This is a genomic window from Leisingera methylohalidivorans DSM 14336 (assembly GCF_000511355.1).
Classification (GTDB): Bacteria; Pseudomonadota; Alphaproteobacteria; order Rhodobacterales; family Rhodobacteraceae; genus Leisingera; species Leisingera methylohalidivorans.
The window spans coordinates 3693102-3706762 of sequence record NC_023135.1 but is presented as its reverse complement, the minus strand read 5'-3'; the positions used below and the strand labels follow the sequence as shown (position 1 = coordinate 3706762).

Below are 13661 nucleotides of genomic sequence, written 5' to 3'. Positions count from 1 at the left end.
GTTCCCCTATTGCCCCAGCCGGTCCAGCAGGGCCGGCACATGCACCTGGTCGGATTTGTAATTGCCGGTCAGCACATGCATCACCAGGTTGACGCCGAACCGGAACGCCAGCTCGCGCTGCCGCTCGCCGGCATAGCCGCGCCCGACCGGCAGCAAGGGCCGCCCGTTGCCGTCCACCGCCCAGGCCGCCGCCCAGTCATTGCCGCCGATCACCACCGGCGTCACCCCGTCGTTGAGGTTGCGGAACGGGATGCCCTCGGCCTGTTCCGCGCCGGGCGGCGCCGCCTCGACCCAGACCGGGCCGCGGCTGTGGCGCCCGGGAAAGGCCTGCAGCAGGTAAAAAGCGCGCGTCAGCACATGATCTTCCGGCAGCACTTCCAGCGGCGGCACGTCTAGCGGCAGGGCAATCTGCTGCAGCCGCCGCGATGCCGGGCTGGTGGCGCCGGAGACCGTCAGATCCGCATCCCGGGTGTCGAACAGAATCATGCCGCCGGCGCGCAGATATGCGTTCAGCTTGCGGTAAGCCGCGGAGGAGGGCAGCGGCTGATCCCGCGTCACCGGCCAGTACAGAAGCGGAAAAAACGCCAGCTCGTCGCGCTCCAGATCGACGCCCGCGGGGGCGGCAGGCTCGACCGAGGTGCGGAAGAACAGCGTCTCGGACAATCCGCGCAGGCCGGCCGCCGCGATGCGGTCCACCTCCGGCTCGCCGGTCAGCACATGCGCCAGCACCAGCTCCGAGGCCAGCTCCGCCGCCCTGAAATCCTCAGGCGCCGGTGCGTCCTGCGCCCGCAGCGCCTGCGGCGCGGCCGATGCCGCCAGCCCCAGCGCAGCCGCCAGCGCCGCAGTCCGGGCCCTGCCCAGAAGGCCGGAGAGCGCCAGGGTGCCCAGCACATCCGCCGCCAGCAGCAGCAGCGCCAGCGTCAGCAGCGCGCCGCCCAGCGGCAGCTCCTGCGGCGCGTCATAGCTGCTGACCGCAACCGAGGCAGGCCAGCGCGCCGCCTGCAGCTCATCGCCGGGGCGCAGCACATTGCGGGCCAGCATCCGGCGCCCGCCGTCATAAACACCGGGGCGCAGCTCCGGCCCGGCGGGCGCCGCCACCAGATCCGGGCCCTTGACGCCCGGCAGCGTTTCCGCCGCCGCCAGCCGGCCAAAGCCGTCCAGCACTTCAACCGGGGTCCAGGTGGTGCCCTCCAGGTCCTCGGCCTGGGGCGCGGCGGCGGCGGAGGACACCGCCAGCCGCTCCAGCATCGATACAAACAGGCCCGACAGCGGCAGGCTGCTCCATTCCGCATTGGCGGTCACGTGAAACAATACCACCTGGCCCTGGCCCAGCGTCTTGCGGGTGACCAGCGGCGTGCCGTCACCCAGTTCGGCAATCACCCGGTCCGCCAGTTGCGGATCGGGCTGCGCCACCACCTGCGAGCTGACCGAGACCTCGCCCGGCACCTCCAGCCCGTAAAACGGCGAGGTTTCGGCAAAAGGCGCCAGTGTCTTCGGCTCGCCCCAGCTCATCGCGCCGCCGATGCTGCGGCCGCCAATGCGCAACCGCACCGGCATCAGGGGTTCCTCGCCGCTGCGGGCGGTGTCGCTGGCGGCCAGCCGCGGCCCGGCAAAACGCAGCAGCAGGCCGCCGTTTTCGACCCATTGGATCACCGCCTGTTCCTGCGCCGGCGCCAGCCGCGCCACATCCGCCAGCACGATCACATCCGGGTTCGCAGGCAGCAGGTCTGCCAGCGAACCCTCCAGCAGCTCAGCCGAGGGCGCCAGCGCCTGGCGCAGGTAGTGCAGCGGCGACAGCAGCGCCAGCGCCTCATCCTCGCTGGCTGAGGAGACCAGCGCCACCTCGCGGCGGCGCAAGCTGTCGTCGGTCAGCGCCACTGCGCCTGCGGATTTCACATCGCGGATTTCGAACCGCGACAGCCGCGCGCGCAGCTCAGCCGGCAGCGACAGCTCAGCGGTGGCGCTGCGGGCGCCATCGGCAAACCGCAGCGGCAGTGCTGCCAGGCTGCGGGCGGTGCCGCCCGGGTCCATGCCCTGCGCGACCACCGAAATCTCCTGCGCCGGGCCGCCGCGGCTGCGCTGCACCGTCAGTTCGATCGCGCCGCCGGAATAGCTGGCGGGCAGCAGCCCCAGCACCGGCAGCGGCTGCTCATAAACTTCGATGCCGCCGCGGCGGCCCAGGGCTTCGATCAGCCCGCCGCGGCCCGGATACGCCAGCCCGTCGCTGAACCAGATGGAGTCAAACCCGCCCTCGGCCCCGCCGATCGCGGCCAAGGCCTGCTGCAGCTGATCCGGCCCCGGCTGCCAGGGCAGGGGCGCCAGCCCGGCCAGCTGCCGCTGCCAGTCGCTGGCAGCGCGGAATTGCAACACTTCCGGCGCGCTCAGCCGCAGCACCGCCACCGGGCGTCCGGCGCGGCCCGCCTCCTCCAGCTGCGCCGCGGCCTGGGCCCTGGTCTGCGCCCAGCCCGCAGCCCCGCCCCAGCTGGCATCCATCACGATCAGCAGCGGCCCGCGGCCGCCGGGCTCTTCGGCCGAGGGGTTCAGCACCGGCCCGGCCAGCCCGATGATCGCCGCCGCCACCGCCAGCATCCGCAGCAGCAACAGCCACCAGGGGGTGCGGTCGGACAGGCTTTCGTCGTCCTTCAGGCCCAAGAGCAGCGTCACCGCCGGAAACGGCTGCCGCTTCGGCGCCGGCGGCACTGCCCGCAGCAGCAGCCACAGCACCGGCAAGGCCAACAGCCCCAGCAACAGCCAGGGCACGGTAAAGCCGATGCCTGCAATCATCGTCATGGCGCGGTCCGCTCCAATGCATGATAAAGCCACATCAGCGCATTCTGCGCCGTGTCGCCCGTGTGATGCTGGCCGAACCGCCAGCCGGCCTCGCGGCACAGGCGCTCCAGCACGGTGCGGCGCTCTGCCAGCCGGTCCAGATAGCGTTCCTGCAGCGCCGAGGCCTTCAATGTTTCATGTGTGACACCGCCGGCGATGCTCTGAAACAGGGTGCGCCCCGAGAACGGAAATGCTTCCTCCGCCGGGTCCAGCACCTGCAACAGCACCCCGCGCACGCCGCGCGCGGCAGCCTTGGACAGCGCCTGCTCCATCGGCGCGGACGGCCCCAGGAAGTCCGAAATGAACAACGCGCGGGCATGCGGGATCAGGGCCCGGTCATTGGGCTGCGCGTAATCCTGCTCTGCGTCGTCCGAGAGCGCTTCGGCCAGCCGCAGGATCTGCACATTGCCGCGCCGGGGCGGCAGGCTGCCGCCGGTCAGCCCGACCCGCTCGCCGCCCTGCACCATCAGCACCGAGGCGGCCAGCGCCAGCAACCGGGCGCGGTCGATCTTCTGCGGCAGCTTCGGCGTCGAGGCAAACCGCATCGAGGCGCCGGTATCGACCCACAGATGCACCGTCTGGGAAATCTGCCACTCGCGCTCGCGCACGAACTGGATGTCGCCGCGGGCCGAACGCCGGTGGTCGATCATCCGGCGGCTGTCGCCGGCCTGCGCAGGCCGGTACTGCCAGAAATCATCCCCCGTGCCCGCGCGGCGGCGGCCATGCTCGCCCATCAGGACGGACCCGGCCAGATGCCGCGCCTGCACCAGCAGCGGCGGCAGGGTGCTGGCCGCGGCCTCGGCCCGGTGGCGCAGTCCCGCTGCTGCCCCGGAGGCCGGTACGGAGGCGGTTTCCCTGGTCACGCGGCGGCTCCGCTCCGGGTCAGATCCGCTGCGGTTTCCGCGATCAGGGCGGCCAGGCTGTCACCGCGCGCCCGCGCCGCGAAGTTCAGCTGCATCCGGTGGCTCAGAACCGGCTGCGCCATGTCCAGCACGTCCTCGGCATTGGGCGCCAGCCGCCCTTGCAGCAGCGCCCGTGCCCGGACCGCCAGCATCAGCGCCTGCGCGGCGCGCGGTCCCGGTCCCCAGGCCACGGTCTGGGCCACATGGTCGGACACGCCGGGTTCTTCGGGGCGGAAGGCGCGCACCAGATCCAGGATCATCTCGACCACCGATTCCCCCACCGGCATCCGCCGCAAAAGGGTCTGCGCGGCGATCAGTTCCGCCGCGGTAAACACCTGATAGGCCTCCGTTTCCACCGCTCCGGTGGTGGCCAGCAGGATATCCCGCTCGGTCGCGCGGTCCGGATAATTCACGTCGATCTGCAGCAGGAACCGGTCCAGCTGCGCCTCCGGCAGCGGATATGTGCCTTCCTGCTCGATCGGGTTCTGGGTCGCCAGCACGTGGAACGGCGCGCCTAGGGAGCGGTCCTCGCCCGCCACCGTCACCATCCGCTCCTGCATCGCCTGCAGCAGCGCCGACTGGGTGCGCGGGCTGGCACGGTTGATCTCATCCGCCATCAAGAGCTGGCAGAACACCGGTCCTGGCACAAACCGGAACGACCGGTGGCCGTCGGCGGCGGTGTCCAGCACCTCGGACCCCAGAATATCGGCAGGCATCAGGTCCGGGGTGAACTGGATCCGGCTGCCATCCAGCCCCATCACCGTGCTCAGCGTCTCCACCAGCCGGGTCTTGCCCAGCCCCGGCAGGCCGATCAGCAGCCCGTGGCCGCCGCACAACAGCACCGACAGGGTGAGGTCCACCACCCGCTCCTGTCCGATAAAGCGCTTGGTGATCGACGCGCGCGCCTGTTGCAGCTTGGCGTCCAGCGCTTCGATACCGGCCAGCAGATCGTCCGTTTCAGGCATGACATTCCTCGTTTCCCGGATATATGCTGTTACTCTATCGTGCTGACTGGAAATGGCAAAAGCAATGAGCGGACAAAAAGCTGTGACACCCGATGCAGACGGCATCGCCGCGGCGGCCAAAACGGCCGCCAAGGGCAAAGGTTTGCCGCCTGTCCACCTGTGGAATCCGCCGTTCAGCGGCGACCTGGACATCCGCATCGCCCGCGACGGCAGCTGGTATTACCTCGGCACGCCGTTCACCCGGTTTGAGCTGGTCAGGCTGTTCGCCTCGATCCTGAAACTGGAGGAGGGCAAATATTACCTGGTAACCCCGGCTGAGAAGGTCGGCATCACCGTCGAGGACGCGCCATTTGTGGCGGTGGATTTCGATGCTGAAGGCGCGGGGCGTGATCAGCTGATCACCTTCACCACCAATATCGGCGACACCGCCGCGGCGGGGCCGGAGCACCTGATCCGCGTCGAGCGCGATGGCGAAAGCGGCGAGCCCTCTCCTTATGTCATGGTGCGGGCCGGGCTGGAGGCCTTGATCGACCGCAAGAGCTTCTACCGGCTGGTGGAGCTGGGCGCGCACAACGATGGCTGGTTCGGCGTCTGGTCCGGCGGGGAATTCTTCCCGCTGATCCCGTCTGCGGAACTCGATCCGGATTAAACATCTATTCTGCCTGCCGCATAAGCGGCAGTCAGGCGTCCGCCCGCCCCGCGGCGGGCGCGTTCCGTTCAATCCATCTCAGCAGCTTCACCGGCGGCCAGGCCTGCAGCCGCCCCTCTGCTGCCGGAAAACCTGCCGGCCAGGCGCTCGGGGCTCATCAAGAAGGCTGCTATCCTTTTGGAAATCCGGCGGAAACATGCCGGTTTCCTGCAGCGGCATCCGGATCGCGGCCTCAGGTCTTGCGGGAAAGCGAAAATGCGTCGTTTTCTATCTCTTGGCCTTACGGTTTTGCGCGGGATAAACCTCCTTGAAGCCAGGAGTAACCCGATGCCCAGATTCGCAGCCAACATCTCGATGCTGTTTGCCGAGCTGCCCTATCCCGACCGGTTCCAGGCCGCTGCGGCGGCAGGGTTCGAAGCGGTGGAAATCCTTTATCCTTATGAGCTTGCGGCCAAGGAGACCCAGCGCGCACTGCTGGCCCACGGGCTGGAACTGCTGCTGATCAACGCGCCGCCGCCCAACTACACCGGCGGCATGCCCGGTTATGCAGCCCTCCCCGAGGGCGTCGACCGGTTCCAGCGCGACATCCGCCGGGTGCTGCGCTATGCCGAGGTGCTGAAGGCCGGCAAGATCCACGTGATGGCAGGGTATACCAAAGGTGCTGCGGCGCAGCGGACCTTCGTGCAGAACCTGCAATGGGCCGCCGACCGGGCGCCGGAACAGCACTTCACCATCGAGCCTCTGAACAGCGGCGATCAGCCCGGCTATTTCCTGGATGATTATAATTTGGCGATGGCAGTGCTGGAAGAAGTGGACCGTCCCAATGTCGGTCTGCAGTACGACGCCTACCACGCCCAGATGATCCACGGCGATGCGGCCAAAGTCTGGGAGATCTTCGGCCGCCACGCCGCGCATGTGCAGATCGGCGCCGCCCCGGGCCGCTGCGAACCGGGCACCGGGCCGGTGGATTTCCAGGAGCTGTTCGCCGCCATCGACGCCAGCGGCTATGACGGCTGGATCAGCGCCGAATACACGCCCTCGACCCGGCGCACCGAAGACAGCCTCGGCTGGATGCGCTGAGCCGCATCCCGCGTGCGCTGTCTCCTTTCGGCAGACGGCCCGGTCCCCCGGGTTAAGCCCGCTGCGCAATGACCTGTGTGCTGGTGCACTTTTCTTGATGGCCGCCAGCGCGCATATGGCGGATGTATTTGTGATTTCCGCCCCTTCGGACCCGCTGACAAGGAAACAGCCGCCATGCTGCCCGCCCGTTTTTCGCCCGTTCTGTTTGCGCTGCTGCTGTCCGGGGTGATGTCCTGCATCGTGTCGGGGATTTCGACCCTGCGCGTCAGCGGGGCCGAAACCTTTCTGTCCGGCTGGATGACCGCCTGGAGCTTCAGCTGGCCGATCGCCTTCCCGACCGTTCTGGTGGTGGCGCCGCTGGTGCGGCGCCTGGTAGCCCGGCTGGTCCGCCAGCCCGCTCAGGGCTGATGCAGAACCGGCGCCGGGCTGACTGGCCGGCCGCGTAACGCCGGGAGCTGCTCCCGCCCGCTGCCCGCTGCATCTGCGATGCCGCAGCCGCGGTTGGGCGTGGCGCCGCTGGCGCGGCGCAGGGGGGGATGCTGAGAAGCCCCCAAGAGCAGGGCTGCCCTTGAGGGGCGTGGCCGGGTGTTCTTGCCGGCGGCCGCGTCAAGGGCAAGCCGCGCTGCCCGCGCGGAGCCTGGCGGCTCCCCTGACCCGGCGAGGCGGCGTTGGACGCCCGGTGAATGGCGGTGCCGCGCCGCGTCAGCGGTGCGCGGCCCAACGGGATGAGATCATCAGATCGAAGCCGGGCGGGAGCATTCCCCCGCCGCGGCGGGGCGGCGGGCCTGCTTAGTGCGCCTCGGCCCAGTTTTGCCCGCGGCCCGCGTCCACCACCAGCTTCACGTCCAGATGCACCGCCGGATCGGCAGCGGTTTCCATCACGCGGCGGGCGGTTTCGATGGTCTCTTCCACCGCCGATTCGGGCACTTCGAACAAGAGTTCATCGTGCACCTGCAGCAGCATCCGCGCGGGCAGATGGGCGATGGCCTCGGGCATGCGCACCATGGCGCGGCGGATCACATCGGCCGCGGTGCCCTGGATCGGCGCGTTGATCGCGGCGCGTTTGGCAAAGCCGGCCTTCGGCCCCTTGGCGTTGATCTCGGCGGTGTGGATCTTGCGCCCGAACAGGGTCTGCACAAACCCGTGCTCCTTGGCAAACTCCACCGTCTGATCCATGTAGCGGCGGATGCCCGGGAAGCGTTCGAAATAGCGGTCGATGAAGCCCTGCGCGTCCTTGCGCGGAATGCGCAGGTTGCGCGCCAGGCCAAAGCCGGAGATGCCGTAGATCACACCAAAGTTGATCGCCTTGGCCTGGCGGCGGATTTCCGGCGTCATCTCGTCCAGCGGCACCTCGAACATCTCCGAAGCGGTCATCGCGTGAATGTCCTGCCCTTCGGCAAAGGCCTGCTTCAGCGCATCGATCCCGGCCATATGGGCCAGAATGCGCAGCTCGATCTGGCTGTAGTCGAGCGACAACAGCACATTGCCCTCTTCCGCGACAAAGGCCTCGCGGATGCGGCGGCCTTCCTCGGTGCGCACAGGGATATTCTGCAGGTTCGGATCGGTCGAGGCCATCCGCCCGGTGCTGGCCCCGGTCTGGGCATAAGAGGTATGCACCCGCCCGGTGTCCGGATTGATATGATCCTGCAGCGCATCGGTGTAGGTCGATTTCAGCTTCGAGAGCTGCCGCCAGTCCAGCACCCGCGCGGGCAGATCGTGTTCGGTCGCCAGGTCTTCGAGAATATCCGCCCCGGTGGCATAGGCGCCGGTCTTGCCCTTCTTGCCGCCCTCGATCCCCATCTTGTCGAACAGGATCTCGCCCAGCTGCTTGGGTGAGCCGACGTTGAAGGTCTGCCCTGCCAGTTCGTGTATTTCGGCCTCCAGCGCCGCCATCTTCTGAGCAAAGGCGTTGGACATCCGGCTGAGGGTATCGCGGTCCACTTTGATGCCGTTGCGCTCCATATCCGCCAGCACCGGCACCAGCGGCCGTTCCAGCGTTTCATAAACCGTGGTCACCCGCTCCTGATGCAGCTGCGGCTTGAAGGTCTGCCACAGACGCAGGGTGATATCGGCGTCCTCGGCGGCATAAGGCACCGCGTCCTCGATCGGCACCCGGTCAAAAGTGATCGCCGATTTGCCGGACCCCAAGAGCGGCTTGATCGGGATCGGCGTGTGGTCGAGGTAACGTTCCGAGAGCGTATCCATGCCATGCCCGTGCATGCCGGCATGCAGCGCATAGGACATCAGCATGGTGTCATCGATCGGCGCCACATCGACGCCATAGCGGTGCAGGATCTTGGCGTCGTATTTCATGTTCTGGCCGATCTTCAGGACCGCCGGATCCTCCAGCACGCCCTTCAGTATTGCGACAGCCTCTTCCAGCGGCATCTGCCCCTCAGACAGCCCCTCGCCGCCAAACAGGTCATCGCCCCCGGCCTTATGCGCCAAGGGGATGTAACAGGCCTCGCCCGGTTCGACACAGAGCGAGATGCCGACCAGATCCACCACCATCTCGTCCAGTCCGGTGGTTTCGGTATCCACCGCCACCCAGCCGCGCTGGCGGATGCGGTCGACCCAGGCCTGCAAACCCGCCGCGTCGCGGACGCATTCGTATTTCTCCTTGTCAAACGGCACGGAGTCCGGCGCTGCTGCGGCGGCCGCCGCAGCGGCGGGCGCTTCCGGAATTGCCGGCGCATCCATGCCCAGCTGATCCGCCAGCCGTTTGGTCAGGGTGCGGAATTCCATCTCCGACAGGAAGGTCAGCAGGGTTTCCGCATCCGGCTCCATCACCTCCAGATCATCGAGGGTGAAATCCAGCTCCATGCTGCAATCCAGCTGCACCAGCTTTTTGCTCAGCTCGATCTGTTCGCGCTTGTCGATCAGGGTCTGGCGGCGCTTGGGCTGTTTGATCTCCTCGGCGCGGTCCAGCAGGGTTTCCAGATCGCCGAATTCATTGATCAGCAGCGCCGCGGTCTTGATTCCGATCCCCGGTGCGCCCGGCACGTTGTCAACGCTGTCGCCGGCCAGCGCCTGCACATCCACCACCCGGTCGGGGCCGACACCGAATTTCTCCACCACGCCGTCGCTGTCGATGCGCTTGTTCTTCATCGCGTCCAGCATCTCGACGCCGCCGCCGACCAGCTGCATCAGGTCCTTGTCCGAGGAGATGATGGTCACCCGCCCGCCGGCATCGCGCGCCTGATGCGCCAGGGTGGCGATGATGTCGTCGGCCTCAAACCCTTCGACTTCCTTGCAGGCGATGTTGAACGCGCGGGTCGCCTCGCGGGTCAGCGGGAACTGCGGCACCAGATCCTCGGGCGCGGGCGGGCGGTTGGCCTTGTACTGGTCGTACATCTCGTTGCGGAACGACTTGCCGGAATAGTCGAAAATCACCGCCACATGGGTCGGCGCATCCGGGCCTTTGTTGTCCTCGACCTGCTTGAACAGCATGTTGCAGAACCCGGCCACGGCGCCGATCGGCAGCCCGTCGGATTTGCGCGTCAAGGGCGGCAGCGCGTGATAGGCGCGGAAGATGAAGGCCGAGCCGTCGATCAGATGCAGATGGCAGCCCTTGCCGAATTGTGTCCCGCTCATATGCGCCGCGCTCCCCTGGAAAACCGTTCGTGTTCTGTTTCCCGGTTATCGGTGATCCGCGAGGGAAGGGCAATTGGAGTTTCGGGAGGGGGCGGAGCTGTGCGCACAAGAGCAACTGGACGCGCAGCTCAGCCACAGGTAGAGGAGGTTTATGCAGGACGCCGCTGGGAAAACTGAATACGAAGTGGAGCCGCTGGACCAAAGCAGCGGAGACTGCAGTTGTTGCGGCAAGGAAACCCGTTTGGCTTGGGGTTTTGTTCATGCACCGGCAGGCACGGTGGCCAGCTATTATGTGCATTGGACGACTGGCGTCGGGCTTGATAGCCACCCCGCCAACTATGACTTCATCATCGGACCTTGGGGGGAGGGCGCATCCCCTGCTGACCGCGTTGTCGTTTCTCTGATGCATTTTGAGAATGAAGACGGCCCGGGTGTTATGGTTATCGATGCAGGCAGCCGCCCGTCAGCAAAAAGTGGATTGGCTGCCAGCGCTCTTGATCGTGAAAACGTGGTTGGAACCGAGATGGCCGCGATCGCATTTGCAATCTTTGATGCGGTCTATTTGCAGGATCCCCGGATTTACGGCTGATCACGGTCTTGCTGTCGGCCACAGCCACAGGTAAGTGTGCTCCGTTCAAAACACCCCCATCGCCAGCCCGGCGCCCAGGGCTTGCCCCAGCTCGCGGCAGCGCTCCAGCTGGTCCTCCGGGATCGCCTTTTCCGCCAGGATCGCCTCGGGCGTCTGCGCATGGGTGCAGATGATCAGCGGCTCCTGCACCGCCTTCAGCCGCCAGCCGGTGGCAATCCGGGCGCACTGCCGCGCCGCGTTCTCGCCGTCCGAGCCGGCGCAGACCATCTGCGCATAAGGCCGGCCGTTAAGGCGCCCCAGCACCGGGTAATAGCAGCGGTCGAAAAATTCCTTCATCTGGCCGGACAGCGCCGCCAGGTTTTCCGGCGCGCAGAAGACATAGCCGTCCGCCGCCAGCAGATCCTCCGGCCCGGTGTCTTCGGCCCGCTTCAGAACGGCGGCAATCTCGCCGCGCGCAGACTCTGCCGCGGCCTCCGCCATCCGGCGGCTGCCGCCGGTGCGGCTGTGATAGACGATCAGCAGCTCTGCCATCAGCGGCCGCCTGCGCCGTCAGCAGACAGGCGGAAAGCCCGGATCACTCGGCCGCCTTGGCCGCGTCCTCGTAGATGAACTTGCAGTCGCAATAGGGGCATTCGACCCAGCCCTGCTCCTCCGGGATATGCAGATAGACCCGCGGATGCCCCAGCGCGCCCTCGCTGCCGTCGCAGGCCACCTTGCGGCTGTTCACGGTCTTGGTTTCCGGCGCTTCGGTGCTCATGGCTGGCAGTCCTTTCACTTTTCGGCTAGGCGCTTTTATGAGCCAAGCAAAAACCGGGGGCAAGAGCGGCGATGACAAGCGATGCAATCCGCATTGAGGCTTTGCGCAAAATCTACAAGGGCCGCAAAGGCCAGCCGGAGAAACACGCGCTGAATGATGTCGACCTCACGGTGCCGCGCGGGTCTGTCTTTGGCCTTCTGGGGCCCAACGGTGCCGGCAAGTCGACGCTGATCAACATTCTGGCAGGCCTGGTGCGCAAGACGTCGGGCAAGGTATCGATCTGGGGGTTTGACCAGGACGCAAACCCGCGCCAGAGCCGCGCCGCCATCGGCGTCATGCCGCAGGAGCTGAACCTGGATCCCTTTTTTACCCCGCGCGGCGCGCTGGAGGTGCAGGCGGGCCTCTACGGCGTGCCCAAATCCGAGCGCCACAGCGACGAGATCCTGCGGATGATCGGGCTGGAGGACAAGGCAGAGGCCTATGCCCGCACCCTGTCGGGCGGTATGCGGCGGCGGCTCCTTCTGGGCAAGGCGCTGGTGCACCACCCCTCGGTGCTGGTGCTGGACGAGCCGACGGCGGGCGTCGATATCGAGCTGCGCCAGATGCTGTGGGAAAACATCCGCAAGCTCAATGCCCAAGGAATGACCATCATCCTCACCACCCATTACCTGGAGGAGGCCGAGGAGATGTGCGACGAGATCGCGATCATCAGCCAGGGCGCGGTTGTAGCGCGGGATTCCAAGGCCAGCCTGCTGGGCCGGCTGGATGCCAAGGCCATGGTGGTCCATCCTGCGGCGCCGGTGGCCGGGCTGCCGCAGGGCGCAGGCATCGAGGCCGAGCTGCGCGAGGACGGCGCCGTGGTGCTGCGCTACCGCAGCCGGTCGACCAGCGCCGAGGAGGTTCTGGCCGCGGTCCATGCGGCAGGCATCAGCATCCGCGACGTGAAGACCGAGGAAGCCGATCTGGAGGATGTTTTCCTGTCGCTGACGAAATCGGCGTGAGGCTTTGCCCTCAGCCCCGGTTCAAGGCTGCATCCGGGCATCAGAGGGGGCGCAAAGCAGACAGGCGCCGGGCCGGATGCGGATGGCGGATGTGCGGACAAAGCCGCCTTTTGCTCTTGCAGCTATTGCTGACGAAGAAAACCCTGCGCTCCCGCAGCGCGGGAGTTTCGGCAGCGCGGCGAACTTCCCGTTTGCAGTCCTTCGGGTGTGCGGAAAGAGGCGAAGGTGCAGGCGGAAAACTGGCTTCCAGCAGTTCCGGGTTCACACAGTCGCCTGTATGGACACAGTCCCCTGACTTCGTGCAACTATTGCGGATCGCCGGTTTGGAACCGCATTGCGGCATTGAGGAACCATCAATTGAGGAAATACCAGCTGCCAGCGCTGTCACAGCTTCACACATTTGAAGCTGTTTCCCGGCGGATGAGTTTCACTGCCGCCGCTGACGAGCTCTGCCTGACGCAAAGCGCCGTGAGCCGCCAGATCAAGTCTCTAGAGGAGGATTTGCGCCGCCCGCTGTTCCGGCGGCGGCACCGTGCAATTGAGTTGACACGCGACGGGCAGCTGCTGTTCGAGGCCGTGACGCGCGGGCTGGATGAGATCGCTCAATGTGTAAACCGCCTGCGGACAGAAGGAGAGGCACCACAGATCACGGTCGCAGCATCGGTGGCCTTCTCTTACTATTGGCTGATGCCGCGGCTGGAGCGCTTTGCCGAACGCTGCCCGGACGTGGACCTGCGGGTTCTGGCGACAGACCAGAAGGTGGATCCAAGCAAGGGCGATGCGGATGTCGCGGTGCTTTACGGCGATGGAAACTGGCAGGGTGTCGAGCTCCGGCGGCTGTTCGGCGAGCGCGTTTATCCCGTGTGCAGTCCCGGCTATCTGCACAGCCATCCGGAGCTGCGCCGCCCCAGCGATCTGCTGGATCAGACACTTTTGCATCTGGACGGCGGCGGCACGATCTGGGGCGCGGTTGACTGGAAGGTATGGCTGGCGCAGCAAGGCGTCACCGGGCAACCGGTGCGGCGGGGCATCCGCCTGAACAGTTATCCGATGGTTCTGCAAGGGGCGGAGGCCGGGCGGGGTGTTGCCCTGGGGTGGAGCTACATCACCGAGGCAATGCTGGCGGGCGGGCAGCTGGTCTGCCCGTTTGAAAGCCCGCTTGAAACGCGTTTCAGCTATTACATTGGCGCATCCTCCGACACAGCCTCGAATCCGGCGGTTACAGAGTTCCTGCAATGGATGCTTGAGGAATGCGCGGCTGACCCCGAGACTTTCGCATGATCCCAGCGAATGCC

The 13661-nt window shown here is 66.7% G+C and carries 12 protein-coding genes; 6 read left to right on the top strand and 6 right to left on the bottom strand.

The window, feature by feature from the left end:
* Nucleotides 1-6: 6 nt before the first annotated feature.
* From METH_RS18010 to METH_RS18000, 3 genes are read right to left on the bottom strand one after another with little or no spacing between them, the layout of a single operon-like run.
* Nucleotides 7-2790 (bottom strand): DUF4159 domain-containing protein, encoded by a 2784-nt coding sequence (locus METH_RS18010; RefSeq protein WP_024091905.1) that lies wholly within the window; start codon nucleotides 2788-2790, stop codon nucleotides 7-9.
* Nucleotides 2787-3692 carry a DUF58 domain-containing protein gene (locus METH_RS18005; protein ID WP_024091904.1) on the bottom strand — a complete coding sequence of 302 codons (906 nt, stop codon included), beginning with the start codon at nucleotides 3690-3692 and terminating at the stop codon, nucleotides 2787-2789. The genes METH_RS18010 and METH_RS18005 overlap by 4 nt, the downstream gene beginning before the upstream one ends.
* Nucleotides 3689-4696, bottom strand: coding sequence for an AAA family ATPase (locus METH_RS18000; RefSeq protein WP_024091903.1), 1008 nt, complete (start codon nucleotides 4694-4696; stop codon nucleotides 3689-3691). Before METH_RS18000 ends, METH_RS18005 begins: the two co-directional genes overlap by 4 nt.
* A 64-nt stretch (nucleotides 4697-4760) precedes the next feature.
* Between METH_RS18000 and METH_RS17995 the strand changes: the two genes are divergently transcribed.
* From METH_RS17995 to METH_RS17985, 3 genes are all read left to right on the top strand, one after another.
* Nucleotides 4761-5345 (top strand): DUF1285 domain-containing protein, encoded by a 585-nt coding sequence (locus METH_RS17995; RefSeq protein ID WP_024091902.1) that lies wholly within the window; start codon nucleotides 4761-4763, stop codon nucleotides 5343-5345.
* Between the two features lie 327 nt (nucleotides 5346-5672).
* Entirely contained in the window at nucleotides 5673-6425 is a 753-nt protein-coding gene (locus tag METH_RS17990) for a hydroxypyruvate isomerase family protein (RefSeq protein ID WP_024091900.1), read from the top strand.
* A 174-nt stretch (nucleotides 6426-6599) separates the two neighbouring features.
* A complete protein-coding gene (locus METH_RS17985; protein WP_024091899.1) occupies nucleotides 6600-6833 on the top strand; it encodes a DUF2798 domain-containing protein in 234 nt (77 codons plus the stop codon).
* Between the two features lie 381 nt (nucleotides 6834-7214).
* Here METH_RS17985 and polA read toward each other — a convergent pair whose 3' ends face one another.
* Nucleotides 7215-10019 carry a DNA polymerase I gene (gene polA / locus METH_RS17980; RefSeq protein ID WP_024091898.1) on the bottom strand — a complete coding sequence of 935 codons (2805 nt, stop codon included), beginning with the start codon at nucleotides 10017-10019 and terminating at the stop codon, nucleotides 7215-7217.
* 151 nt (nucleotides 10020-10170) lie between these two features.
* Here polA and METH_RS17975 point away from each other — a divergent pair, with 151 nt between their 5' ends.
* On the top strand, nucleotides 10171-10608 hold the full coding sequence (locus METH_RS17975; protein WP_024091897.1) for a hypothetical protein: 438 nt from the start codon (nucleotides 10171-10173) through the stop codon (nucleotides 10606-10608).
* Nucleotides 10609-10653: 45 nt separating this feature from the next.
* Here the strand turns inward: METH_RS17975 and METH_RS17970 are convergent, their stop codons facing one another.
* Both METH_RS17970 and METH_RS17965 read right to left on the bottom strand, forming a co-directional pair.
* Nucleotides 10654-11139: a flavodoxin family protein gene (locus METH_RS17970; RefSeq protein WP_024091896.1), complete on the bottom strand. Its 486-nt coding sequence runs from the start codon at nucleotides 11137-11139 to the stop codon at nucleotides 10654-10656.
* A 43-nt stretch (nucleotides 11140-11182) separates the two neighbouring features.
* Complete coding sequence (locus METH_RS17965; protein WP_024091895.1) at nucleotides 11183-11365, bottom strand: zinc-finger domain-containing protein; 183 nt, start codon at nucleotides 11363-11365, stop codon at nucleotides 11183-11185.
* A gap of 71 nt (nucleotides 11366-11436) precedes the next feature.
* Between METH_RS17965 and METH_RS17960 the strand changes: the two genes are divergently transcribed.
* Together METH_RS17960 and METH_RS17955 are read left to right on the top strand one after the other, a co-directional pair.
* Nucleotides 11437-12366, top strand: coding sequence for an ABC transporter ATP-binding protein (locus METH_RS17960; RefSeq protein WP_024091894.1), 930 nt, complete (start codon nucleotides 11437-11439; stop codon nucleotides 12364-12366).
* Nucleotides 12367-12573: 207 nt separating this feature from the next.
* Complete coding sequence (locus METH_RS17955) at nucleotides 12574-13647, top strand: LysR substrate-binding domain-containing protein (protein WP_342667056.1); 1074 nt, start codon at nucleotides 12574-12576, stop codon at nucleotides 13645-13647.
* The last annotated feature ends 14 nt before the right edge of the window (nucleotides 13648-13661 follow it).

Coding starts and splice junctions, on each gene's coding strand:
- METH_RS18010 (WP_024091905.1), bottom strand. CDS start 2,790: ATGACGATGATTGCAGGCATCGGCTTTACCGTGCCCTGGCTGTTGCTG.
- METH_RS18000 (WP_024091903.1), bottom strand. CDS start 4,696: ATGCCTGAAACGGACGATCTGCTGGCCGGTATCGAAGCGCTGGACGCC.
- METH_RS17995 (WP_024091902.1), top strand. CDS start 4,761: ATGAGCGGACAAAAAGCTGTGACACCCGATGCAGACGGCATCGCCGCG.
- METH_RS17990 (WP_024091900.1), top strand. CDS start 5,673: ATGCCCAGATTCGCAGCCAACATCTCGATGCTGTTTGCCGAGCTGCCC.
- METH_RS17985 (WP_024091899.1), top strand. CDS start 6,600: ATGCTGCCCGCCCGTTTTTCGCCCGTTCTGTTTGCGCTGCTGCTGTCC.
- polA (WP_024091898.1), bottom strand. CDS start 10,019: ATGAGCGGGACACAATTCGGCAAGGGCTGCCATCTGCATCTGATCGAC.
- METH_RS17975 (WP_024091897.1), top strand. CDS start 10,171: ATGCAGGACGCCGCTGGGAAAACTGAATACGAAGTGGAGCCGCTGGAC.
- METH_RS17970 (WP_024091896.1), bottom strand. CDS start 11,139: ATGGCAGAGCTGCTGATCGTCTATCACAGCCGCACCGGCGGCAGCCGC.
- METH_RS17965 (WP_024091895.1), bottom strand. CDS start 11,365: ATGAGCACCGAAGCGCCGGAAACCAAGACCGTGAACAGCCGCAAGGTG.
- METH_RS17960 (WP_024091894.1), top strand. CDS start 11,437: ATGACAAGCGATGCAATCCGCATTGAGGCTTTGCGCAAAATCTACAAG.